Source organism: Labrys sp. HAY1-8F (genome assembly GCF_056754975.1).
Genome location: NZ_JBPGWZ010000002.1, coordinates 432,846 through 454,704 on the forward strand (window position 1 = coordinate 432,846; position 21,859 = coordinate 454,704).

A 21,859-nucleotide genomic window follows, 5' to 3' on the forward strand; every position below is an offset into this window, starting at 1 on the left:
TTGTTATATTGTAATGATACAGATCTGCCTCAGCCGATCAACCGTGCGTCGAACACGGGCGGCAGCTGTTCGAAAGTGGCCCGCACCGAGGCGAGCGTCTCCGCCAGCGCGGCATGCGACAGCCGTCCGCCGAGGCAGACGCGGATGCCGCCGGCGCCAAGCTCGCCGGCAACGAAGGGGTCGGAAGGCGTGACCGCGATGGCGCGCTGGGCAAGAGCGCGCACCAACCCTTCCTCCGTCCAACGGGGCGGCACCTTCAGCCAGGCGCAAAGCGAGAGTGGGTGACTGGAAGCGACGATGTCTCCGAGCACCTGGCTCACGATGGCCTGGCGCGCACGTGCTTCCTGGCGCTGCAAGCCGACAAGGGCCTGGGCGGTGCCGTCCTCGATCCAGAGCGAGGCTATTTCGGCCGGCAGGTTGGTGGCGCTCCAGCTCGTCACCCGCATGATGCTGCCGACACGGATCGAATAGGCCGGCGGCACCACGAGATAGCCGACGCGCAGTCCGGTCATCACGGACTTGGTCATCGACGTCGCGAAGAAGCCGAGTTCCGGCAGCATCTGGGCGATCGAGGGCAAGGGCTCATCGAGCAGGGGTTTGTAGACCTCGTCCTCGATCACGAAGATGCCATAGCGGGCAGCGATGTCGGCAATCTCCCGCCGGCGTCCGGCGCCGGCCACGTGACTGGTCGGGTTTCCCAGCGAGGGAATGAGGACCATCGCCTTGACCCCCCCGGATGCGCAGGCGGCCTCAAGGGCCTCGGGCAGTATGCCTTCGGCGTCCGTTGGCAACCCACGCAGGGTGAAGCCCAGCAACGTGGCCAAGCCAATGATGCCGTGATCCGTCAGGTTTTCGGTGAGCACGAGGTCACCGGGATGGACCACCGACGCCACGGCCAGGAAGAGGCCGTGGGCCGCGCCATTGGTGATCAGGATGCGATCGGCTTCCGCCTCCACGCCGAGCCCGCGCAGCCAGATCCTCGCCGCGCCCCGGTGACGGTCGAGCCCGGCAATTGGGCGGCAGGTGCGCATGAAGGCACTGTTGTCTCCGTCGCTCAGGCGCGCCATCACCTGCCGCGAGGCGCGCTCATGCGCTTCGGTGTAGACGGCGCGGATGATGGAGAGGTCGGCTGTCTGGCCGGGGGAGCGGTCGAGCATGAAGCGCTCGGCGCGCTCGGTCACCCGGTCCCGCACGAAGGTGCCCCGCCCGACTTCGCCCCGCAGAACCCCGCGCCTTTCCGCTTCCTTGTAGCTGATGCTGACCGTCTGCACCGAGACCTTGAGGGCGTGAGCAAGATCGCGATGGGTCGGCATGCGCGTTCCCGGCTTGAGGATCTCGGCCTCGACATCCGCGATGATCAGGTCGGTCAGCAGCTTGTGCTTGGTCACGCCCTTGCGGCGCGGTAGGACTGGTCGCCATTCTGCCGCCGCCGCAAGAGGCGCGCGCGATTCGACAAATCGTCCGAACCGGTCAGAATTGGAGAGTGACATGAAATTGTCCTGATACAATACCCAAGCCTATCCGTATTATACCAATCCATTCGCCGGCGCCATGTTGAAACTCGACAAGATCGATCTGAAGATCCTCGCGGCCCTGCAGCGCGATGGCCGCATCACCAAGTTGAACCTCGCCACCGAGGCCGGTCTGTCGGCCGCCGCGTGCTGGGAGCGGCTGCGCCGTCTGGAAAAAGCCGGTGCGATCGCCCGCTACGGCGCTGTCATCGACGCCGCGCGGTTGGGGCGCTTTGCCACCGTGCTGGTCGAGATCACGCTCAAGAGCCATCGCCAGGCGGATTTCCAGCGATTCGAAGCCACCGTCATGCGTGAGCCGGCCATAGTCGCTTGCGACGCCGTGGGCGGCGGCATCGACTATCTCCTGCGCGTGGTGACCACCGATATCGATTCTTACCAGCGCCTGATCGACGGTTTGCTCGAGGCTGAGATCGGTATCGACCGCTATTTCACCTATATCGTCACCAAAACCATCAAGCAGACGGGATTCCCGCTCGAGATCATCGAGGGCACCATCTCTTGAACTGCAGTCGCAGGATTGGACCCCAATGACCGCCATGCCCACCTTCCTGGATTTTCCCACCCGCCTTGCCGGCGACCGCAAGCCCCGAATGGTGATCTTCGGGGCCGGCCATGGCAGCACCTATCCCGTCAAGGACAGTGCTCCCTATGCCCTGGCGCCGGACGCCATCCGCGCCGCCAGTCAGGAGGATGCCGGTCTGGTCGAGCATTGGGATTTCGACCTCGGCGGGCCGCTCTTCGATGGCAAACCCGCTTCATGCGTCGATGTCGGCAATATCGAGACCGTCATGCGCGACAATGCCGCGAACCGGGACCGGATCGAGGCGAAGACGCGCGAGATCCTTGCGGCAGGCGCCATCCCCCTCCTGCTCGGCGGCGATGATTCCATCCCCATTCCCTTCCTTGCCGGTTTTGCCGACCACGACCCGATCTGGATCCTGCAGATCGATGCGCATATCGACTGGCGCGACGAATTGCACGGCGAACGCCATGGCTATTCCAGCCCGATGCGCCGCGCGAGCGAGATGGGGCACGTCGCCGGCATCGTGCAGGTGGGCATGCGCGGCGTCGGCAGTGCCCGCCTGGCGGAAATCGAGGCGGCCCGAAGCTATGGCAGCCATCTGGTGACTGCTCGCGAGATCCACGCCCGGGGCATCGAGGCTGCGCTTCGGCACATTCCTGCTGGAGCGCAGGTCGTCGTCACCCTCGATTGCGATGGCCTCGATCCCGGCATCATGCCGGGAGTGGCGGCCCGCACGCCGGGCGGTCTCAGCTATACCCAGGTGATCGACCTGATCGCCGGCCTCGGCCGGTGGGCCCGGATCGCTGGCTTCGATCTCGTCGAGCTCTATCCGCCCGCCGATGAAAGCGGCCTGTCGGCGCTCACGGCGGCACGGCTTCTCGTCAATGTGATCGGGACCATCGCCCGGCAGGTTTGAAAGCCGGCGTGCTCTGATAGCATGATGGCCCGACAAGGTTTCATCCGCCGTCGAGAGGACATCCCATGCGCTTTACCCGTCTCGTTCTGCCCTTGCTTGCGCTTTTTATTGTTACGCCCGCCTTCGCCAAGATGGTGGTCAAGCCGGTCGACTGGACCTTGGATGGCACGACCTTCAAGAGCCTGCTGATCTATGACGATGCCCCCAAGGCCAAGCGCCCCGGCCTGGTCATGGTGCCCAACTGGTATGGCGTGGGTGACACCGCCATCGAGAAGGCCAAGAAGATTGCGGGCAAGGACTATGTCATCCTGCTCACCGACATGTATGGCGAGGGCGTCCGCCCCAAGAATGACACGGAAGCGAAGGCTGCCATCGCCCCGCTCTATGGCGACCGCGCCTTGATGCGCAAACGCATCGACAAGGCTTTCGAGCAGTTGAAGGTCAACACCACCAATGCACCGATCGACCAGTCCCGGTTGGCGGCGATCGGCTTTTGCTTCGGCGGCAGTGCCGTGCTCGACTTGGCGCGCAGTGGCGCCGACGCGAAGGCGGTGATCTCCTTCCATGGCGGCCTCGGCACCGACGACCCGGCCCTGGCCAAGACCATCAAGGCACGCGTGCTCGCCATCAACGGGGCCGACGATACCGCCACCATTCCGGACGTGCCCAAATTCACCGAAGAGATGCGGGGCAGCCCGGCCGACTGGCAATTTGTCGAGATCGGCCATGCCGTGCATTGCTTCACGGAAACCGAGGCAACCGGCAAGACCGGCAATTGCCGCTACGACGCCAAGGCCGCGGCGAGATCCTATGTGATGATGCGGTCCTGGCTGGCCGAGAGCTTTGCTAAGAATTGAAGGCAATCGACTGACGCGGGCCGGCCGCTGTCAGCTTTTATACCAGCATAAGAAGCGGCCTTCCCGGCATCGCTTCTCCCAAGCAAAGGAGCGATGTTCAGGGAGAAGATCATGACTGAAACCGGAAACACGGCAGCCGCAAAATTCGATAGCGGCCGGGCCGCCGAATATGCGGTCCAAAGCCGTATCGCCCTTGCGGGCTACGATGCGTGCCACGAACTCGGCGCCTGCCTGCTCGCCGCCGATCTGGGCCCTGGCCGCGCCGCACGGGTTCTGGTGGCTGGAGCCGGCGGCACCGCCCAGGAAATCATCTCGGCGGCTCGCCTCGAGCCCCTCTGGCACTTTACCGCCGTGGATCCTTCCGCTCCCATGCTCGAACTCGCGATGGCCGCTGTCGGCGAGGCCGGCCTCACGGCGCGAACGACTCCCGTGCTGGGCGAGGTCGGTGCCTTGCCCGCGGAGGCTGTCTATGACGCCGCGAGCTTGATCGGCGTTCTGCACCACTTGCCCGGCCTTTCCGCCAAGCAAGACATCCTCAAGGCGTTGGCGGCCCGTCTCAAGCCTGGGGCACCTCTCATCCTGGCCGGCAACCGGCATGCCTATGCGAGCAGGCCGCTGTTCCTGGCGGCCTGGGGCGAGCGCTGGCGTATGCATGGAGCATCGGCCGACGAGATCGAGGCAAAGCTGGGCAAGATCCGGCAAGGGGCCGATCCGCCTGCTTCCGACCAGGATGTGGCTGAGATGTTGACGCAGGCCGGCTTCGAGGAGCCGACCTTGTTCTTCTCGAGCCTGTTCTGGGGCGGCTGGATCACGCATCGGCGCGGTTGAGGCACGACTAGGGCTGTCGGTCGAGCTTCGCGGCATAACCGGGGCGGCGCCCCGGGCTCACCCCTTGGCGTCGACCTGATAGGCAGCCAGGAAGATGCGAACCGCCTCCCCGGCATGGGCTCGCAGCACGTTCGGCTTCGGTATAGCTCCATTGCCCAGGAGCATGACATCGTTGACCGGTCCCCCCATCACCAGCCAGTTGAAGAAGGCGGCGGCGGCTCGAACGTCCGATGTACGGATGAGGCCCCTTTCGACATAGCGTGCGAATATCGTCGCCAGCCGGTTGATCGAGCGCATCGGGCCGCGCTCGTAAAGCACCTTGCCGAGGTCGGGAAAACGCTCGGCCTCGGCGATCGCCAGGCGCCGCAATTGCAGCAGGCGTGGTGTCATCACCAATGCGAGCTGAAATTCAGCGAATTCGAGCAGGAATTTCTCGATCGGGAGATCGTCGGGCGGATCGGCGACCTGTTCCTGCAACTCGTCGCCGGCCTGCCCCGTCATGCCGCTCGCTATTTCGAGGAACAGCGTCTCCTTGCTCTGGAAATGGGCATAGACGGTCTGCTTCGACACATCGGCCGTCGCCGCGATCTCATCCATGTTGGTGGCCAGGAAGCCGTGCTTGAGGAAGAGGTCGGTTGCCGCTGCAACGATGCTTTTGCGTGTACGCTCGACCCGAATTCTTGCGCCGTTGCTCATGGTCGCCATGCCCCCTGTCCCTGGATAGCACCGGTTCGCGAATAGACCATCCGGATTGACAAATCAAACTGGACGGTACAGTCTAGTTAATAAGCGACCCGGGGGGACAAGGTTATGGCGCATCTGCATGGAAGGGCTCTCCCTCTCACCTGTCTGTGCGGACAGGTCGTGCTCGAAGCGGCCGACGCTCCCATCGTCACCGCTGTCTGCCATTGCACGAGTTGCCGTACCGCCAGGGAACGCATTGAGGCCCTGCCAGGGGCGCCTGGGATGGCGGAGGACGACGGTGGCACAGCCTTCGTGCTCTACCGAAAGGACAGAGTTCGTTGCATCGCGGGAGCCGAGTTGCTGCGTGAATACCGGCTGACGCCTACCGCCAAGACCCGGCGTGTCCTGGCGCATTGTTGCAACGCTCCCATGTTTCTCGAATTCGAAAAAGGGCACTGGCTGAGCCTCTACAGGCAGCGCTTTGCCGCCAGCGATCGACCCGCCCTGGAAATGCGGGTGATGACCGGGGATCGGAGAGCCGGCTTCGAACGCAAAGACGACATGCCCAGCTACGCCTCGCATTCGGGACGTTTCATGTGGAAGCTGCTTTCGGCCTGGATCGCCATGGGTTTTCGGGCGCCGAAGATCGATTATGTGAAAGGCGGGGTTGGTCACTATGCCGGTTGAGAAGATTGCGATCCAGAACGTGGTGTCACCCGGGCATGTCGTTCGTGTCGACAAGGCCAAGTATGAGGCGATGAAAACGGCGCTCCTTGCCGTCTTGCCCGAAACCTCGCCTGGCCTGACGGTAGCCGAAGCCAAGCAGCATTTGTTGCCCTTGCTGTCGCAGGCTCTCTTTCCGGGCGGCGCGAAGGCCGGCTGGTGGCTGAAAGCCGTTCAACTCGATCTCGAGGCGAAGGGCACCGTGGTGCGCGAAGCAACCAAGCCTCTGCGTCTCCATCGCAAAGTCTGAGGATATTGGGAGGGCATGTTGGCAGTCTCCTCGGGGCCTCTCATGCGAGTGTGATCTTCATTCGGTCGCATTCTTCTGTAGATTCTGCGACCAACCAGCCGAATTGCCGGAGACGACCATGAAGACCTTTGCCATCGCTACTGGCGCCCTGCTGCTGTTTGCCGGTTCTGCCTTCGCCGATGGATTTGCTCTCAAGGAGAACAAATTCGCTCCGCCGCCCTTGGATTCCAAGAAGGCGTCGGGCCCCTATGATTGGACGGGGTTTTATGCCGGCGGTCATGCCGGCCTGTCCCAGGGCAGGTCGAAATTGAGCACGGATGGCAACAGCCGATCCTCCTCGGACCTCGGTTCCAGTTTCGGGGCTCATGCGGGTTATAATTACCAGTTCAATCGCGGGGTCGTGTTCGGAGGCGAGACCGACGTTTCTCGCTGAATGGCCGTTCCGGCCGCAAGCCGGACTTGGTCGCGGCGATGACGATGCCGAGGCAGACCAGGCCAAGACCCGTTGCGAAGTTCCAGCCAAGCCTTTCTCCGAGGAATAGGTCTCCCGCCAGACTGGCGGTGATCGGATTGACCGCCACCGCGATCGCCACCAGCGTCGGCGTCGTATGGGTGACTGCGAAAGACCATAGGAAGAAGACCAGCGCGCTGCCGACAATGCCGAGATAGCCGGCGGCAAGCCAGGCTTCCGACGGGAGCCAGCGAAGATTGGTCAATCCTCCGCCGATTGCCGCGACCGAGACGAGGCAGAGCGCGCCGATACCCATCGCTGTCAACGTGAAACGAACGGGTCCCGAACGAGCGATGAAAGACCGGGACCAGATCGTATAAAGAGCCATGACAAGCGCCGCCCCGAGCATCAGGAGGTCGCCCCGCCAGGCCCCCGGCGGTGCTGTGGAGAGGCCCGAGAGCAGCGCGAGCGTCACCCCGGACATGGTAACCAGGACCCCCAGGACCTTGCGGGCATTCATGGTCTCGGCGCGCAGAGCCGAGGCCGCCAGCATGGTCAAGACCGGTAACGCCGACAAGGCAATGGCGCCGCGCGCTGCCGTGGTGAAATAGAGCGCCGCATTGAACAGGATCGGGAACAGTCCAAAGAACAAGAGGCCCAGCCCGACCACGCCCGGCCAGTCGCGACGCGGCGGCCAGGCTTCGCGGCGCAGGCATGCAACGGGCAGGAGAAAGAGGAAGCCGAGGCCGAAACGCAGTGCGCCAAGCGTGATCGGGTCGATCGTCTTCGAGAGCGACCGCGTGGCGACCACAGCGGTACCCCCGATGCCGCTCGACAGGATGGCCGCCAGAACACCCCACATTACCCCTGCTCCCGCTGCGTGGTCACGAGCATGGATAGCGCAGGCACACCGTTCGAGAGAATTGCATTTGTCTGATGAATATCATCACGGAATGTGATGACCACTCGATTGCGGTATGTTGAGTTGCCTTCCGCATCCGTGGCACTGCGAATCAGATTCCCGCACCATCCTTGCGGTTGTCTCATGGGCTTTCGACGCCTGGCGGTTCGGCGGAGCTCGCAAATCGACCTGCTCAACTCTGGGCCAAGAAGCCACGAGCTGACGGAGGCCATTCCTGTCCGCTATTCTCCGATTAATAGCGAACGATTTCCTTCCGGCACGCTTCTGTAAAACCATACAAAAGGTCGTATTCCGGGAGCTTCTTGGCGTCCAGATGAGAAAAATCGACCTTCTCTGAAGAATATCTGTTGACGATGGTTTCCAGAACTTCATCGGCCCTGGCGATCACCTCGTCTCCCGAAAATAACTTCATTCTATTTTTAATGGAGTAAAGTTTAACCAATTTCCCCGAGTCGGTTAAATTATTCTCCATAGCATCGCCGTATACTTTCGATGCCTCGTCAATAAATTCTCCAAATATTCTTTCTCGCCGTGACATTTCGTTGGAAAGACGCTGAACTCTTTGCTGATAACTCTGATTGAGCCACGTCGTTGCAAAGGATGCGAATGCGCCGATACTCGATCCGGCAAGGGCCGCCAAAGCCGATAAATATGCTCCGTCCATGGCTTCCCTTTCCGGAAGTTCACCTGTCTCGACGAGTTTATCCCGGGTTCCGAACGAATTATCAAGGAGCCTTCCCCACCTATGGAAAGCGAGCGGGAAGAGCAGAGCTGTCTAGAGCACGCAGGATGCCCTGCCTGGTCGCTGCCATCGTGCCTTGTGCATAGGCCCGAAGGAACGGGTCTCTGACAGGCAACCTTCCAGGCGCCACCATCACGAAGCACAATGCTGCTCGGAGTGCCGGGAGGGTACTCACAAGGAAATTGCATTTCTCGCATAGGCATCATCATGATGTGTGATGACATTGCCGTTGCTCGATCCTGATCTCTTGAGAGCCTTTCTGGCCGTGGCCGACCATAGCTCCTTCACGCGGGCGGCCGCGCGGCTCAATCGCACGCAATCAGCCGTGAGCATGCAGATTCGGCGTCTCGAAGTGCGGGTCGCCGCGGAGTTGTTCCGTCGCAACACCACCACGGTCGAGTTGACCCAGGCCGGTGAAAGCCTACTCACCTATGCGCGGCGCATCCTCGCCCTGAACGAGGAGGCGGTCGGCAGGCTTCGCGAACATCGGCTCGAGGGCCGCGTGCGGCTGGGTGTAATGGATGATTACGGAAGCCACGTTCTGCCCGCCTTGCTGGCGCGCTTCCTCACCCTCTATCCGCGTATTCATGTCGAGATGGAAACCGGCCTGACCAGCACCATGCTCGGCCGCCTCGGCGAAAGCTATGATCTCGTCATCGCCATGCATGCCCGGGGGCATGAGGACGGCGAATTGCTGCGGCTGGAGCAGCCGGTCTGGGCAGCCAGCACGGCGCACCGGGCCTGGCTCATCGATCCTCTCCCGGTGGCACTCTATCCGATGGGCTGTCTCTTCCGTAAATGGGCAATCGAGGCCCTTGATGCCGCGCAGCGGCCGTGGCGGCTGGCCTTCGTGTCCCATAATCTGGCGACAGTGGAAGCGATTGCGGCCCAGGGACTGGCGGTCACGGTGGTGAAATCGAGCTTCCTGCCGCGCAGCTTGCAAAGCCTGTCGCCGGAAGAAGGCCTACCCGCCCTGCCCGGCGCCGAGATCAGGCTCCATGCCGGCCCCGGCCTGACGCGGGCGGCGGGGCTGCTCGCCGATCATTTGCGCGAAGCCTTTGCCAGGATGCCGGATGAACCGGCGGTAAAGAGCAATCGAGCCCGTTGAGGGACATTACGCGGCCCGGGCCGCCGAGGCGCGCAAACCGGAGATGGGGGCATCATAGTCGAGATCGGGGCCGAGAGGCACGATACGGCCCGGATTGATCCAGGGGTGGCTGGCATAATAGTGCCCCTTGATGTGATCCATGGCGATGGTCGGCCGGATAAGCGGATGCTGATGAAACGCCCGCGTATAGTCCCAAAGTGCAGGGTAGTCGGTGATCATGCGCCGGTTGCATTTGAAGTGGCCATGATAGACCGGATCGAAGCGCAGCAATGTCGTAAACAGGCGGATGTCGGCCTCGGTGATGCGTTCGCCCAGCAGGAATGCCTGGCGTTCGAGCCGGTGCTCCAGCCAGTCCAAGGTTTCGAAGACGGCTGTCGCCGCCTCCTCATAGGCGGCCTGCGTGGTGGCGAAGCCCGCCTTGTAGACACCATTGTTGAGGCTTTCATAGACGCGTTCGTTGACGGCATCGATCTCCGCGCGCAGCTCGGCCGGATAGTAGTCGCCGGGGCTGGCATCAATGCCATCGAAAGTCGAATTGAACATGCGGATGATCTCGGCCGATTCGTTGGAGACGATGCGCCGGCTTGCCTTGTCCCAAAGCACGGGGACGGTGACGCGCGTGGTGGCGCCGGGATCCCCCAGCGTATAGAGCTCGTGAAGCTTGGTGACAGCGTTCACATTATCCGCCACGACGCCGGGCCCGGGATCGAAGCTCCAACCGTCCTCTCCCATCAACCAGTTGACCACGGAGATGCCGATCAACCTCTCCAGCCCCTTGAGGCTGCGCATGATCAGGGTGCGATGGGCCCAGGGGCAGGCCAGTGAGACATAGAGATGATAGCGCCCAGCCTCGGCCTTGAAGGCCGCGTCCGCCTGGGACGAAATCCAGTTCCGATACACCGAGGGCGGCCGCTTCAACCTGCCGTCGGCCATCAGCTTGGCCGGGGCAGTGCGATGCCATTGCCCGTCGATCAACTCGCCCATGATGCAGCCTCGCGCTCACTCAATCCGTCTTGACGCCACGGCAGACAACGTGCCGAAGGCGGGAATGCTGTCATGGGATGACGCGCACGAATAGTCGCCATCTCTAGAACCTATCCATCGACGAAATCGATAAGAGGCCGCTTCGATGCGCGCGACGGCCCTGTTTTGGCAAGCCGGATCAAGGCCGATATCCTACCATGCCGGTCTCTGAGCGGAGACGACCTTGCCCATGCTGCCTTTCGCCGATGCCGCCATATCGTCGGCCTTCGCGGCCCTGCCGCAGCGCCTTTGCCAGCCCGTGCTCGGGCTGCGCGAGATGATCCTCCAGGTCGGTTCCAGCTTGCCCGAGCTCGGCGGCATGGTGGAAACCTTGAAATGGGGTGAGCCCGCCTACCATCCCGTACGCAAACGGGTCGGCACCACCATTCGGATCAACGCCCACCGGCGATCGGAAAATTGCTATGCGCTCTACGTGCCCTGCCAGACCCGGCTCGTCGAGCTCTACCGCTCGCATTACCCCGATATATTCACCTATGAAGGCCGGCGTGCGTTGCTGTTCGATCCCGCGACGCCGCCGCCCGATGCGCCCCTCCGGCACTGTATCGCCATGGCGCTGACCTGCCATCTCCGGGGCCATGGCGCCCGCTAGGGCATTCCTACTTGCGTGAAACGAGCGCCGCCGTCACGCCCAGGCCGATGAAGGACAGGCCGGCAAACCAGCGCTGGAACCGCAGGAAGCGGCGGCTGCGGCGCAGGAAATCCCCGGCCGCGCCGGCTGCCAGGGCGAACATGGCATCGCTCAGCATGCCAAGCCCCATGAAGGTGAAGCCGAGCACGAGGACCTGCCAATGCAAGCCGCCGCGCGCCGGGTCGACGAACTGCGGCAGGAAGGCCAGGAAGAAGATCGCCGTCTTCGGATTGAACAGATTGACGATGAAGCCTTCCTGAAACAGCCGATGCAGCGGCTTGGTCGACTTGGCAGAGATCTCCAGAGGCAGATCCGGCGCCATCAGCGTACGGATGCCGATCCAGATCAGATAGGCCGCGCCCAGATACTTGACCACGGAAAAGGCTAGGGTCGAGGAAACGATCAGGGCAGACAGCCCGACCGCGGCAGCGACGATATGGACGATGGTGCCGAGATGGATGCCGAGGACCGAGACCAGGCCCGCCACCTTGCCTCGTTCGACCGAACGCGCCACGATGAAGAGCACAGCCGGTCCCGGGGTCAGCAGCAGCGTGATCGAAGCGAGAACGAAAAGTCCCCAGAGTGTCGGATCAGGCATAGGTCGCTCCTTGTCATTTCCTGCGGCGGAGCAAGCCACAAGGCCGGGGACAAGGCAAGAACCTCGTCACAGGGGCCCCTTGGCGAGAGCCTCTCCCCCCTTGTCGAGGGCATGCTATGCTAAAATATTGCCATCGACTCGTCCGACCTTGTCGTGTCGGCAATGCCTGACGTTGGGGCTCCTCATGAAGCTATCCGCCTGTACCGCCCTCCTCCTCCTGCCACTGCTGGGCACCTCCGTCCTGGCAGAGGAATTCGCGCCGCCGGATCTGACGGTGGAGCAGCCCAAACATAAGAAGCCGGCCGCCATGGCCGGCAAGGCTCCTGCGTTGGGCAATTCCGCCTCGCAATGGACACCGGATGCGGAAGACAAGGCGTCCAAGGCTTTCACGGCTCGCCCGGACATTTGCGGTGGCTGTGAACTCAAGCTCAACACCCGCCAGGTCAACCGGGAAGATCGGCTTCGACGTCCATTTGAGGTGTTCGAGTGAGATCCGTTCCGTTGCGGGTTGCCTGGAGGCGGCATGGCGCGTGAACTCTGGCTGATCCGCCACGGCGAAAGCACCGCCAATGCCGGGGCTGCCAGCAAGGACGCCTCTTCGGCGCCGCTTACCGAAACCGGCTGGCAACAGGCGCGCGTGGTAGCGGCCAAATTCGAACGAGCCCCGGAACTGATTGTCGTGTCACCCTATCTGCGAGCGCGTCAAACGGCGGCGCTGACGGCCGAGCGTTTTGCGGCGGTGCCGATCGAAACCTGGCCGGTGCAGGAATTCACCTATCTGTCGCCCGTTCGCTGCGCGAACACCACGATGGAGCAGCGGCGCCCGCTGGTGGACGCCTATTGGCATCTTGCCGATCCCAAACGGGTTGACGGTCCGGGCGCCGAATCCTTTGCCCAGATGCTGGAGCGCGTACGAACCACCGCCCGCCGCATCGAAGCGCTCGGCCTCGAACGCATCGCCATTTTCACACATGGCCACGTCATGCAGGCTTGGCGCATGCTGGCCGAACATCCCGAGGCGAGCGACAGGGTAGACATGAAACGCTATTTCAGCGCCTTCCTTGGCCGCCCGATCGAGAATGGCGAATGGATGTCCGCGAATGCCTATGCCAGGGTGGCACGGAGCTAGGGCCGAAAAGTCGGAGCAGCTTTCGCTAGTGCGTTGTCCGGAAGTGGCTGGAACGCCGCCTTTGTCATGCCGGGGCTTGTCCCGGGCATCCAGCGGCCCCGCCTTCGATGCCTGGAAGGGAGCTGGATTGCCGGTTGAAGCCCGGCAATGACAAAGGTCGAGCCAGTTCGTTCCTTTATTGACGGACTTGCCTGGAACCGCAAAGGCGCGGTCTTTCCTGCACGGTACGCCTTGACCAGGACGATCAGGCCGTCGCGGTAACCTGGATTTCGACCAGCAGTTCCGGCAGGGCCAGGCGCGCTTCCACGGTCGCGCGGACAGGCAGGTTGTTCATGTCGACCCACTTGTCCCAGACCGCGTTCATCTGGCCGAAATGAGCGATGTCGCGCAGCCAGATGCTGGCCGTGAGCAGGTTCGCCTTGGAGCTGCCGGCTTCGGCCAGCAGGGCATCGATCTGCGCCAGGATGTCGGCGGTCTGCGCCGAGGTGTCGCCGCTGGTATCGGCCGCGGTGATGCCGGCCGTGGTGACGACGCCATTGGCGACGACCGCCTTGCAGAAACGCGGGCCGGGATGAAGACGCTTGACCATGGGAGTGTCCTTCCTTGAAAAGTCAGGGCCCTCCTCTACAGCATCGAATCCGATTCAGAAATCACATCAGGCACGGAAACTCTTTCCTGCGATGTTGGGGGATGAACTGGCCGAACGTCTCACAGATTCCTACATCTGGTGTTAAGGCCGGTTGTTGCCAAATATAGGCCTGTTCATCCGTATGAGGCGTTTACAATGTCCCTCACCCCTTCCCTCAGCCGCGCCGCCCGCGCCCTCCTGGATTTCGAAATTGCCGATCTGGTGAAGCGGTCTGGCGTGCCGAAAGTTATCATCGCCGAGTTCGAAAAGGGCGACCGGGTACCGCAGAGACAGGATCTGGCGGCCATGCGCCTCGCCTTCGAGGAAGCCGGCATCCAGTTCCTCGAGGACGATGGCAACGGCCCGGGCCTGCGCCTGCGTCGCGGGGCGCGCCAATCCGGCCTTCGGCCGGAAGAACTCACCGCCGAAAACGACGATTGAGCCATTGGTTGACCGCCTGTTCCGGAGTCACGCGCGGAACAGACAGTCAAAGGCAGGCATGAAAGAAGGAGAGCAAGCAAGGTTGCAGGTCCGGCAGCCGCCAGGAAATCACCGCACTGCGATGGCTAGGACATTTCGATTGAGACAGATTGCTTTGACGTCTTCCTCCTCCGCCCCTCCCATCGAAAGCCGCCGCGCCGTGATGGCGATCATTGAAATGGATGGCGAGGACACGCTGGCGCAAGTGCGCCGGCACTTTCCCAATGCCACGGTTTTCTTGCTGACGGCTCAGCCAGGTGATTCCGACGGCAAGCTGGTTTCGGCCGAACAAGTCGTCTCGGCGCTCGAAACCTGGGCCGGCCCGGACCAGGCCCCGTATCTGATGCCGATACTCACCCCTCGCCAGCAGGATATTCTGGATCTGATCGTTCAGGGCAAGTCGAACAAGGAGATCGCCAGGGCTCTGGCCATCTCTCCCTTCACGGTGCGCAACCACGTCTCGCTGCTGCTACGCGTTCTCAGTGTCGCATCGAGAGAGGAAGCCGCGAGCAAGGCAGCCGAAGGCGCCATCTTGCGCCAGTGAGTGGCAAACCTCGCTTTGGCCGAGGCGCAGTTCCTACCGAGCGTTGAAATGATTGGCTCTCGATGCCTGCGGCTGTTGGTGTGCCGGTCTTCGGACCGGCATCTGTCGGGGTAGAACTGCCGGTCCGAAGACCGGCACACCAACAGCCGCCGTCGCAGCCTCGATATTCCCGCAGCTTGGTATTACTTGAATGGGGCCAAGCTACCTCATTGCTTGGATGAGAATCACTGCGTCTTGGCCGCATCGGGCAGTTGTTCCACGCCTGGCAGCATGTAGCCCGAGGTCACGCTTCCCGTCAGCTCGCCACCCTGGCATTCGAGGGCGGTTTCTTCATAGCTGAAGGTCGTAATGATCACGCCCTTCTGGCGATCGGTGACGCGGAACTGATTACCGACGCGGGCCTGGTAGCGAGCGGCCTGCGAACTGACGCGCATGATGCCCTCGCCGTCGACCAGTTTCTGGCGTGTGCGGTTTTCGCCATCGGCAACGGCTCCTTCGGCCACGCCGGCCATATGGGTGCGCTGCACCGCCTTCAGATGTTCGAGACAGGCCTCGAAATTGGCGAAGTGCTGGGCTGGAACTGGAAGCGGCGGCAAGCGTCCGCTCGCGAGCACCGATATGGCGGGAAATCCGCTTGCAAGACCCGCAAGCAGGGTAGCCGCGATCCGTCTGCGACAGGAGGGAGGTGAGGCCATGGGTTCATTCTCGTGTTTGATCAGATCACGGCGGTTATGACGATGGATGGACAGATGGAAGCACTCTTGGCGCGAGATCTCCCGCTTGGCGATTTCCCAGGAAACAGAGAGTGCCGTGCTCGGCAAGATCATAGGAAACGGGTCGCGACTTGGTCACGCCTGGGGAACAAGGACCTCCCAATCGAATTGGAGGTTCAGGATATGAAGTCTACGCTCGAAAACAAGGTCGCGATCGTCACCGGCGCCAGCTCCGGCATCGGCGAAGCCTCGGCCCGTTTGTTTGCCGCCGAAGGCGCCGCAGTCGTCCTGTCAGGTCGGCGTCGAGATGCTCTCGAAAGGGTCGCCGCCGAAATTGCGAATGCCGGCGGAAAGGCCGTCTCGGTGGTCGGCAACATCCAGGACGAGGATCACCAGATCGCCCTGGTCGAGGTCGCCCAGCAGCATTTCGGCGGGCTCGACGTCGCCTTCAACAATGCGGGCACCACCGGAGAGATGGCGCCGCTGACCGAGCTCTCTCTGGAAAGCTGGCGCGATACGCTCGACGTCAATCTGACCAGTGCCTTCCTCGCGGCCCGGCACCAGATCCCCGCCATGCTGGCGCGTGGCGGCGGCGCCCTGGTGTTCACCTCGACCTTCGTCGGTTATACCGTCGGTTTTCCCGGCATGGCCGCCTATGCCGCCAGCAAGGCTGGCCTGATCGGCCTCACCCAGGTGATCGCCACCGAATACAGCCCCAGGGGTATCCGGGCCAATGCCCTGCTGCCGGGCGGCACCGATACACCGATGGGACGAAGCGTTTCCAACACGCCGGAGGCACGCGCCTTCGTGGAGGGGCTGCATGCCCTCAAGCGCTTGGCCTCGCCCGAGGAGATCGCCCGTTCCGCTCTCTATCTCGTTTCGGACCTGTCGAGCTTCGTGACCGGAACGGCCCACCTGGCGGATGGCGGTGTCTCGATCACGAAAACCTGAAGCACTTCCGATCAAAAACAGTCCCTGGGGCGAGATCGTCGGTCACACGCAATCAACCTCGGGTAACCAGGCCAGCCTCTCTCGCGATACTTTGGCAGCGGGCCAGGGCTCAGGCGAGATCGGCTGCGCCCTGGGCCAGGGCAGCCTGGTAGACATTCTCCAGCCCGATGCGCAACTGGTAGCCTGCAAGCAGGCGCCCCTCCCGCAGGCGCCAGAGCTGGGTGGTTTCGAAAAATCTGGCCTGCGACTCCAATCCTCCCGACAAAGGATGCAGATCGATCGATTTGCCGAATTCTGCCCTAAGCACTGCGGTGATTTCTTCGGGCCGCAATTGGGTCTTCCGGGAAGATCTACCGTCTCTGTCTTCATCCGATGTCGTGGTCGTCATTCGATGTTTCGGCGGAGCTAGGCGCCTTCGATGAAGGCCCGCCGCCGCACGATCTCGGCGGCGAGGAAATCGAGAAAAGCCCGTATGCGCGGAGCGTCGCGCAGATCGGGATGGGTGAGCAGCCAGAGATCGGCCCCGAAATCCGGATTGACCGGTCCAATACGGCGCAAGCTCGGCCTGGTTCCGGCGATGAAACAGGGCAGATGACCGATGCCGATGCCGGCCTCGACGGCTTCGGCGAGGCCGAGCACCGAGTTGACGCGATAGACGATGCGTTCCGGCGCGACGTGCGTCTTGACGTAGCGCACGGCCTTGAGCGCGGCGAGATTGTCGCCGAGCGCCACCCAGCGCCGCCCATGCAGCGCTTCAAGATCCGGCAGGTCGGGATCGGAGAAATCGTCTGCCCTGCCATAAAGTGCCCAGCCGATGCGGGCGACGCGTCGACCCACTAGCGTGTCTGGCGGGGTATCGGAAGCACGGATGGCGATATCGGCATCCCGCTTGGACAGGTTCAGCGCCGCATTCGACAGGATCACGTCGAGCCGCATGCCCGGATAGGCCTCGCCGAACCGGGCGAGCAACGGCGTCAGCAGTTCGACCAGCAATGTATCGTTGGTGGTTATGCGCAGTTCACCGGCAAGGTCGAGTTCGCCACCGGCAAGCCTGCGCAGAACCGAGACGATATCCTCGTCGACACGGCTCGCCAGTCCGGCCACTTCCTCGCCGGCCGATGTCAGCGTGTAGCCTGTGCGATGCTTTTCGAACAGAGTGACGCCGAGCGCCTGTTCGATCAGGCGCAGCCGCCGGAACGCGGTCGAGTGATCGATGCCGATGCGTGCGGCCGCCGCGGGCAGATTCCTGGCATCGGCGACGGCCTTTACCAGACGCAGGTCGTCCCAGGCCAAATTCGGAAAACCGTCCCCCAAGGCAAAGTCCCCCTCGGCACCGTCAGCGCATCCCATACCTATAGGGTATTTCATATCGACAATTCAATATCTCCAGTTTCAACCAACTCATTGCACCAACGCAATGGAAATTCCTGGCATATCGGGCCTATCTCACTCATCGAGGGACAGGAATCCCGACCGAAAGGAATTTCGCAATGAGCGGCAAAGGCATCCATCACGTCACGGCTATCGCAGGTCCCGCCCAGCGCAATCTCGATTTTTACACCCGCATACTTGGCCTGCGACTGGTCAAGAAGACCGTGAATTTCGACGATCCCGGCACCTATCACCTCTATTACGGTGACGAGGCCGGCCATCCCGGCACGATCCTGACCTTCTTTCCCTGGGAGCATGTTGCGTCGGGTCGTGTCGGCCTTGGTGAAACGCAGGAAACCGTGCTGCGGGTGCCGGAAAGCTCACTTGGCTATTGGACGCATCGCCTCGTCGAGAATGGCGTCGTCCATCAACCGCTGACCAAGCGTTTTGGCGAGCCCCTGCTGTCCTTCCAGGACCCGGACGGCATGCGCCTCGCCCTCGTTGCCGTACCCGGCATTGGGAACGAACCTGGTTGGACCGGCGCCGGCATCCCCGCCGATGCTGCCATCCGCGGTTTCCACAGCGTCAATCTCCTGCTCGCGGAAGCGGCGCCGACTGGTGCCATCCTCACCGATGTTTTCGGCTTCGGCGAGGTCGGGCGTGAAGGCAGCCTGGTGCGCTATCGGGTGGCTGACGGCGGGGCAGGCAGCATCGTCGACATCCACGAGGCGAGCGGCCCCCTGCCGGCCCGTCTCGGCGGTGGCTCGGTGCATCACATCGCCTTTCGTGCCGCCGATGATGCCGAGGAGGCCGCGATGGTGCGCAGGCTCGCCGAGAACCATGGCATCCGCACCACGGAGCAGAAGGACCGCAATTATTTCCGTTCCGTCTATTTCCGGGAACCCGGACATGTCCTGTTCGAGATCGCGACCGATATTCCTGGCTTTGCCGTGGACGAGCCGGCGTCGACGCTCGGCGAAACCCTGAAACTGCCGGCGTTCCTGGAAGCCCGCCGTTCGGGTCTGGAAGCCGCCCTGCCTCGCCTGGAGCAAAGCGCGTCCTAGAAGCGCTCCTTGTTCTAGCTGCCCGTCCGGCATGGCCGGCCAAACGTCCCCATCCCCCCGAACCGAAGAGGCAATAGTCATGACCACGACATCGCAATTATCGTATACCCACCGCTTCGTTCCCGGACGGGATATGAAGAGGCCCCCTCTCCTGCTCCTGCACGGGACGGGTGGTGACGAAAACGATCTCATCGGCCTGGGCGAGCTGGTTGGGCCCGGCAGTGCCCTGCTCTCCCCGCGCGGCAACGTGCTGGAGCACGGCATGCCCCGCTTTTTCCGACGCCTGAGCGAAGGCGTGTTCGATGAAGAAGATCTGCGCCGGCGGGCCGTCGAATTGGCAGGCTTCATTGCGCAGGCGCGCGAGGCGTACGGCCTCGATGCTCCCATCGCCTTAGGCTTTTCCAACGGCGCCAATATCGCCGCCGCGCTCTTGCTGCTGCATCCGCAGGCGCTTGCCGGCGCCGCACTGCTCCGACCGATGACGCCCTTGCGAACGGCGCCTTCGGCGGAGTTGGGCGGCAAGCCGGTGCTGATGCTTTCCGGGGCCGCCGATCCGATCGTGCCGGCAGCGAATGCCGGCAGGCTGGCCGATCTCCTGAAGGAACGCGGCGCCGCCGTGCGCCACGAGACGCTCCCGACCGGCCATGGCCTGACGCAGGCCGATGTCGCGCAGACCAAGGCTTGGTTTGCCGGCTTGTAGATCCTTGGCAAGCAAGGCGCCATCTCTCGGACAAGGAGCCATCTCTCGGAAGCGCGATCATCCGTGCTTCCGGGAGATCCTGCCTGCCTCTCAATCGTGAACCGGATAGGGGCCTTCCGAGAAGACCCTGTCGTGATAGCCCTTGCTGCCGACTTCGCCTGTGAGTGGGCTGCGGAAATTCTGTCCCTCGCGCAGGCAGTCGAGCATGTGCCGGAAATCGTAGCGTGGACGCCAGCCGAGTTCGGTCCGTGCCCGCGCATTGACATAGATGCGATCCACCTGCGGAAACAGGCTCCATCCCCTGGCGGTATAAAGCTCGGCGCAATCGGGAAACAGCCGGTGTACGAGCGCCGGCGCGTCGGCCCGCAGTGCCGCGCCGTCGTCCGGGCCGAACGGCGTGGTTGCGGAGATGATATAGCGGCCGAAACCCAGCGCCGGCGCCCTGTCCGCCGCCGCCAGATGGGCACCGACCACATCCTCGATGTCGCAGCGGCGGTTGAGCAACTCGTTGGCCTGGGCGTTGTCGGCGCTGTAGCGTTGCCTCATCTGCGCATCATCATCGGCTTCCGGGAAGAAGCGCGCGGTGCGCAGCACGATGACGGGCAGGCGGTGGCGACGGGCAAAGAGTTCGCACAGGGTCTCCGCCGCGATCTTGCTCGCGCCATAGATGTTCTTCGGGATCGGGACCACGTCCTCGGTGATCCAGGCCGCCGGTTCGCCCGCTGCCGGCGTCAAGGCTGAGCCGAAGGTGCTGGTCGTGCTGGTGAAGACGAAGGATTCCACGCCAGAGGTTAAGGCCGCCTCGAGGAGCACGAGAGTCCCCTGGATGTTCACGTCGAGAAAATCCCGATAGCCATGGGTGGCCACATGCGGCTTGTGCAGCGTGGCTGCGTGTAGAATCGTGCGCACGCCCGGCAGATGACGTTGGACGAAATCGCGATCGCCGATCGATCCTATGGAATCGGTGAAGGGCGAGGCCTTGATGTCGAGCCCGATGGCAGGCCGCCCCTCTGCCCGCAAGGTGCGCATCAGCGCCTCGCCCAGATGTCCGGCACTGCCCGTTACCAAAATCGTCATGGTGACCAATCCGTCATTCGCAATCCGGCACCGACGATTAGCGATCGCAGGCGGTGCCGGCGACGCATAAAATATGCATGAGTATGATCAGCCGACGGTGGTGACCAGCCGCCCGGCGCTGCCGTCGGCCAGCGTCACGCGCTCCCACAGCGCCCGGCTCGGCGCGATCGGCAAGACGGGATCGTAATTGGTGCCCGTCTCCAGCGTCAGCGAGACCAGAAAACCTTCGTGCCAACCGTGGGCAGCGAGCCTCTCCTCCGCCGCCAGGATTTCATCCGTGGCGTAGGGAAGCAGCGAGCTGCCGAGCAGTTCGGGCAGATCGGCGTGCCACTCGGCCTGCCGTGGCAGGGAAGCCGCCAGCAGACGATGGCTATGGTCGCAAATGAGATGAACCTTGGCGTTCGAAGACGTCACCAGACGCTTCAATGCGGCATCCTCGGCAGGTAGCGGTGATGCGGCAAGAAGATCCAGGACGGCCCGCCAGCGTTCCTCCCCGAGTGGCACGGTTCCTCTTTCCCAGCGGGAAATGCTGGCCTGGTCCACGCCGAGCAATTCACCAAGATGACTTTGCTTGATGCCCTTGAGCATCCGCAGCCGGCGCAAGGCGCGGCCCTGCTCGATCACATTCATCGCTGCAATCTCTCCCTCAGACCGGCAATGATGAAGCCCAGCCCCTGCTCGAACGCCACGTCGGGGCCATCCCGGTCGAAAGTCTCCATGGCCTCGGCCAGCAAGGGTGATGTCGGGGCGGGATGAGGTATGTCACCGCGCTCGGCCTTGTCCGCTTGCGCCGATTGCTGCTCCATGACCGAGCCGACCACGAAATAGCTGATGGTCATCAGTGCGTAGGTGGTGTCGGCCGTGGTGAACCCGGCCTCGGTCATGCAACGCAATTGCGCCTCGGCATTCGCGGTCTCCGCACCGTTGGGCCTGGTCCCGGCATGGATGCGCGCACCGTCACGGTAGGAAAGCAGGGCTCTCCTGAAACTGCGGGCATTACCGGTGATGAAAGAACACCAATCTTCACCGGGCTTCGGCACCGCATGCGTATGCCGTTCGGCAAGCATGGCATGGGCCAGGGCATCGAGCAGAGCCCGCTTGTTCTTGAAATGCCAATAGAGCGCCGGCTGCTGCACGCCGAGATGGTCGGCCAGCTTGCGGGTGGTCAGGCCGTCGACACCGACCTCGTTCAAGAGATCAAGGCCAGCCCGGATGACCTTCTCGCGCTGCAGTTTCGCCATGACACCCTTCCCACGCATCGCCTCCAGGAGGCGTCGGCTCTCGGCACGGCGATGCAGCCGTGAAGAATTACCCCATCGGTCCCGATTCAGTAAGCCGCGTCTATCAGGATCAAGCTTGACTATTTATCGATGATAAGTTTTATGGCATCACTTAT

Annotated in this window: 29 protein-coding genes; 16 read left to right on the plus strand and 13 right to left on the minus strand. The window is 62.8% G+C overall.

Going from position 1 to position 21,859, the window contains the following annotated elements:
* Window positions 1–29: 29 nt before the first annotated feature.
* Entirely contained in the window at window positions 30–1,490 is a 1,461-nt protein-coding gene (gene ehuR / locus ACR9ZN_RS10975; protein ID WP_481272225.1) for a MocR-like ectoine utilization transcription factor EhuR, read from the minus strand.
* Between the two features lie 64 nt (window positions 1,491–1,554).
* Here ehuR and ACR9ZN_RS10980 point away from each other — a divergent pair, with 64 nt between their 5' ends.
* The 4 genes from ACR9ZN_RS10980 to ACR9ZN_RS10995 all read left to right on the plus strand — a co-directional run bounded on the left by ACR9ZN_RS10980 (window position 1,555) and on the right by ACR9ZN_RS10995 (window position 4,656).
* Complete coding sequence (locus ACR9ZN_RS10980) at window positions 1,555–2,034, plus strand: Lrp/AsnC family transcriptional regulator (protein WP_434959641.1); 480 nt, start codon at window positions 1,555–1,557, stop codon at window positions 2,032–2,034.
* 25 nt (window positions 2,035–2,059) lie between these two features.
* Entirely contained in the window at window positions 2,060–2,971 is a 912-nt protein-coding gene (locus ACR9ZN_RS10985; RefSeq protein WP_481272226.1) for an agmatinase, read from the plus strand.
* 65 nt (window positions 2,972–3,036) lie between these two features.
* Complete coding sequence (locus tag ACR9ZN_RS10990; protein ID WP_481272227.1) at window positions 3,037–3,828, plus strand: dienelactone hydrolase family protein; 792 nt, start codon at window positions 3,037–3,039, stop codon at window positions 3,826–3,828.
* A 111-nt stretch (window positions 3,829–3,939) separates the two neighbouring features.
* Window positions 3,940–4,656 (plus strand): class I SAM-dependent methyltransferase, encoded by a 717-nt coding sequence (locus tag ACR9ZN_RS10995; RefSeq protein ID WP_481272228.1) that lies wholly within the window; start codon window positions 3,940–3,942, stop codon window positions 4,654–4,656.
* Between the two features lie 57 nt (window positions 4,657–4,713).
* On the opposite strand, the gene ACR9ZN_RS11000 is transcribed toward ACR9ZN_RS10995, so the two are convergent.
* Window positions 4,714–5,361, minus strand: a complete 648-nt coding sequence (locus ACR9ZN_RS11000) for a TetR/AcrR family transcriptional regulator (protein ID WP_454814001.1) — start codon at window positions 5,359–5,361, stop codon at window positions 4,714–4,716.
* Between the two features lie 105 nt (window positions 5,362–5,466).
* On the opposite strand from ACR9ZN_RS11000, the gene ACR9ZN_RS11005 reads away from it, so the two are divergent.
* The 3 genes from ACR9ZN_RS11005 to ACR9ZN_RS11015 all read left to right on the plus strand — a co-directional run bounded on the left by ACR9ZN_RS11005 (window position 5,467) and on the right by ACR9ZN_RS11015 (window position 6,746).
* Window positions 5,467–6,027 (plus strand): GFA family protein, encoded by a 561-nt coding sequence (locus ACR9ZN_RS11005; protein ID WP_481272229.1) that lies wholly within the window; start codon window positions 5,467–5,469, stop codon window positions 6,025–6,027.
* Window positions 6,017–6,313: a DUF6958 family protein gene (locus tag ACR9ZN_RS11010; protein ID WP_441771767.1), complete on the plus strand. Its 297-nt coding sequence runs from the start codon at window positions 6,017–6,019 to the stop codon at window positions 6,311–6,313. Before ACR9ZN_RS11005 ends, ACR9ZN_RS11010 begins: the two co-directional genes overlap by 11 nt.
* A 118-nt stretch (window positions 6,314–6,431) precedes the next feature.
* Entirely contained in the window at window positions 6,432–6,746 is a 315-nt protein-coding gene (locus tag ACR9ZN_RS11015) for a hypothetical protein (RefSeq protein WP_481272230.1), read from the plus strand.
* On the opposite strand, the gene ACR9ZN_RS11020 is transcribed toward ACR9ZN_RS11015, so the two are convergent.
* Window positions 6,700–7,626, minus strand: coding sequence for a DMT family transporter (locus ACR9ZN_RS11020; RefSeq protein WP_481272231.1), 927 nt, complete (start codon window positions 7,624–7,626; stop codon window positions 6,700–6,702). The genes ACR9ZN_RS11015 and ACR9ZN_RS11020 overlap by 47 nt on opposite strands.
* A gap of 292 nt (window positions 7,627–7,918) precedes the next feature.
* Entirely contained in the window at window positions 7,919–8,350 is a 432-nt protein-coding gene (locus ACR9ZN_RS11025; protein WP_434956504.1) for a hypothetical protein, read from the minus strand.
* A 295-nt stretch (window positions 8,351–8,645) separates the two neighbouring features.
* On the opposite strand from ACR9ZN_RS11025, the gene ACR9ZN_RS11030 reads away from it, so the two are divergent.
* Window positions 8,646–9,536 (plus strand): LysR family transcriptional regulator, encoded by an 891-nt coding sequence (locus ACR9ZN_RS11030; RefSeq protein WP_481272232.1) that lies wholly within the window; start codon window positions 8,646–8,648, stop codon window positions 9,534–9,536.
* 6 nt (window positions 9,537–9,542) lie between these two features.
* Here the strand turns inward: ACR9ZN_RS11030 and ACR9ZN_RS11035 are convergent, their stop codons facing one another.
* Window positions 9,543–10,520, minus strand: a complete 978-nt coding sequence (locus tag ACR9ZN_RS11035; protein ID WP_481272233.1) for a glutathione S-transferase family protein — start codon at window positions 10,518–10,520, stop codon at window positions 9,543–9,545.
* 223 nt (window positions 10,521–10,743) lie between these two features.
* Between ACR9ZN_RS11035 and ACR9ZN_RS11040 the strand changes: the two genes are divergently transcribed.
* Entirely contained in the window at window positions 10,744–11,169 is a 426-nt protein-coding gene (locus ACR9ZN_RS11040) for a DUF1801 domain-containing protein (RefSeq protein ID WP_481272234.1), read from the plus strand.
* Window positions 11,170–11,176: 7 nt separating this feature from the next.
* Here ACR9ZN_RS11040 and ACR9ZN_RS11045 read toward each other — a convergent pair whose 3' ends face one another.
* Window positions 11,177–11,806 (minus strand): LysE family translocator, encoded by a 630-nt coding sequence (locus ACR9ZN_RS11045; protein WP_434956508.1) that lies wholly within the window; start codon window positions 11,804–11,806, stop codon window positions 11,177–11,179.
* 184 nt (window positions 11,807–11,990) lie between these two features.
* On the opposite strand from ACR9ZN_RS11045, the gene ACR9ZN_RS11050 reads away from it, so the two are divergent.
* Window positions 11,991–12,296: a hypothetical protein gene (locus tag ACR9ZN_RS11050; protein WP_481272235.1), complete on the plus strand. Its 306-nt coding sequence runs from the start codon at window positions 11,991–11,993 to the stop codon at window positions 12,294–12,296.
* Between the two features lie 33 nt (window positions 12,297–12,329).
* Complete coding sequence (locus ACR9ZN_RS11055) at window positions 12,330–12,935, plus strand: histidine phosphatase family protein (protein ID WP_481272236.1); 606 nt, start codon at window positions 12,330–12,332, stop codon at window positions 12,933–12,935.
* Window positions 12,936–13,179: 244 nt separating this feature from the next.
* Here the strand turns inward: ACR9ZN_RS11055 and ACR9ZN_RS11060 are convergent, their stop codons facing one another.
* A complete protein-coding gene (locus ACR9ZN_RS11060) occupies window positions 13,180–13,524 on the minus strand; it encodes a RidA family protein (RefSeq protein ID WP_434956511.1) in 345 nt (114 codons plus the stop codon).
* 195 nt (window positions 13,525–13,719) lie between these two features.
* Between ACR9ZN_RS11060 and ACR9ZN_RS11065 the strand changes: the two genes are divergently transcribed.
* Window positions 13,720–14,004 (plus strand): hypothetical protein, encoded by a 285-nt coding sequence (locus ACR9ZN_RS11065; RefSeq protein WP_481272237.1) that lies wholly within the window; start codon window positions 13,720–13,722, stop codon window positions 14,002–14,004.
* A 139-nt stretch (window positions 14,005–14,143) separates the two neighbouring features.
* Window positions 14,144–14,587: a response regulator transcription factor gene (locus ACR9ZN_RS11070; RefSeq protein WP_454814012.1), complete on the plus strand. Its 444-nt coding sequence runs from the start codon at window positions 14,144–14,146 to the stop codon at window positions 14,585–14,587.
* Between the two features lie 224 nt (window positions 14,588–14,811).
* On the opposite strand, the gene ACR9ZN_RS11075 is transcribed toward ACR9ZN_RS11070, so the two are convergent.
* The gene (locus tag ACR9ZN_RS11075; protein WP_454814013.1) at window positions 14,812–15,183 is read right to left on the minus strand and encodes a hypothetical protein; all 372 of its coding nucleotides are present in this window, start codon (window positions 15,181–15,183) and stop codon (window positions 14,812–14,814) included.
* Between the two features lie 300 nt (window positions 15,184–15,483).
* On the opposite strand from ACR9ZN_RS11075, the gene ACR9ZN_RS11080 reads away from it, so the two are divergent.
* Window positions 15,484–16,251, plus strand: coding sequence for an SDR family oxidoreductase (locus tag ACR9ZN_RS11080; RefSeq protein ID WP_481272238.1), 768 nt, complete (start codon window positions 15,484–15,486; stop codon window positions 16,249–16,251).
* 109 nt (window positions 16,252–16,360) lie between these two features.
* Here the strand turns inward: ACR9ZN_RS11080 and ACR9ZN_RS11085 are convergent, their stop codons facing one another.
* Together ACR9ZN_RS11085 and ACR9ZN_RS11090 are read right to left on the minus strand one after the other, a co-directional pair.
* Complete coding sequence (locus tag ACR9ZN_RS11085) at window positions 16,361–16,558, minus strand: hypothetical protein (protein WP_454814015.1); 198 nt, start codon at window positions 16,556–16,558, stop codon at window positions 16,361–16,363.
* 98 nt (window positions 16,559–16,656) lie between these two features.
* Window positions 16,657–17,619 (minus strand): LysR family transcriptional regulator, encoded by a 963-nt coding sequence (locus tag ACR9ZN_RS11090; RefSeq protein ID WP_481272239.1) that lies wholly within the window; start codon window positions 17,617–17,619, stop codon window positions 16,657–16,659.
* A gap of 122 nt (window positions 17,620–17,741) precedes the next feature.
* On the opposite strand from ACR9ZN_RS11090, the gene ACR9ZN_RS11095 reads away from it, so the two are divergent.
* Together ACR9ZN_RS11095 and ACR9ZN_RS11100 are read left to right on the plus strand one after the other, a co-directional pair.
* Window positions 17,742–18,686, plus strand: coding sequence for a ring-cleaving dioxygenase (locus ACR9ZN_RS11095; RefSeq protein WP_481272240.1), 945 nt, complete (start codon window positions 17,742–17,744; stop codon window positions 18,684–18,686).
* A gap of 133 nt (window positions 18,687–18,819) precedes the next feature.
* On the plus strand, window positions 18,820–19,386 hold the full coding sequence (locus ACR9ZN_RS11100; protein WP_481272241.1) for an alpha/beta hydrolase: 567 nt from the start codon (window positions 18,820–18,822) through the stop codon (window positions 19,384–19,386).
* Between the two features lie 90 nt (window positions 19,387–19,476).
* Here the strand turns inward: ACR9ZN_RS11100 and ACR9ZN_RS11105 are convergent, their stop codons facing one another.
* The 3 genes from ACR9ZN_RS11105 to tetR all read right to left on the minus strand — a co-directional run bounded on the left by ACR9ZN_RS11105 (window position 19,477) and on the right by tetR (window position 21,704).
* A complete protein-coding gene (locus tag ACR9ZN_RS11105; RefSeq protein WP_481272242.1) occupies window positions 19,477–20,463 on the minus strand; it encodes an NAD-dependent epimerase/dehydratase family protein in 987 nt (328 codons plus the stop codon).
* An 87-nt stretch (window positions 20,464–20,550) separates the two neighbouring features.
* Complete coding sequence (locus ACR9ZN_RS11110; RefSeq protein WP_441771779.1) at window positions 20,551–21,093, minus strand: helix-turn-helix domain-containing protein; 543 nt, start codon at window positions 21,091–21,093, stop codon at window positions 20,551–20,553.
* Window positions 21,090–21,704, minus strand: coding sequence for a tetracycline resistance transcriptional repressor TetR (gene tetR, locus ACR9ZN_RS11115; RefSeq protein ID WP_441771780.1), 615 nt, complete (start codon window positions 21,702–21,704; stop codon window positions 21,090–21,092). Before tetR ends, ACR9ZN_RS11110 begins: the two co-directional genes overlap by 4 nt.
* Between the last annotated feature and the right edge of the window lie 155 nt (window positions 21,705–21,859).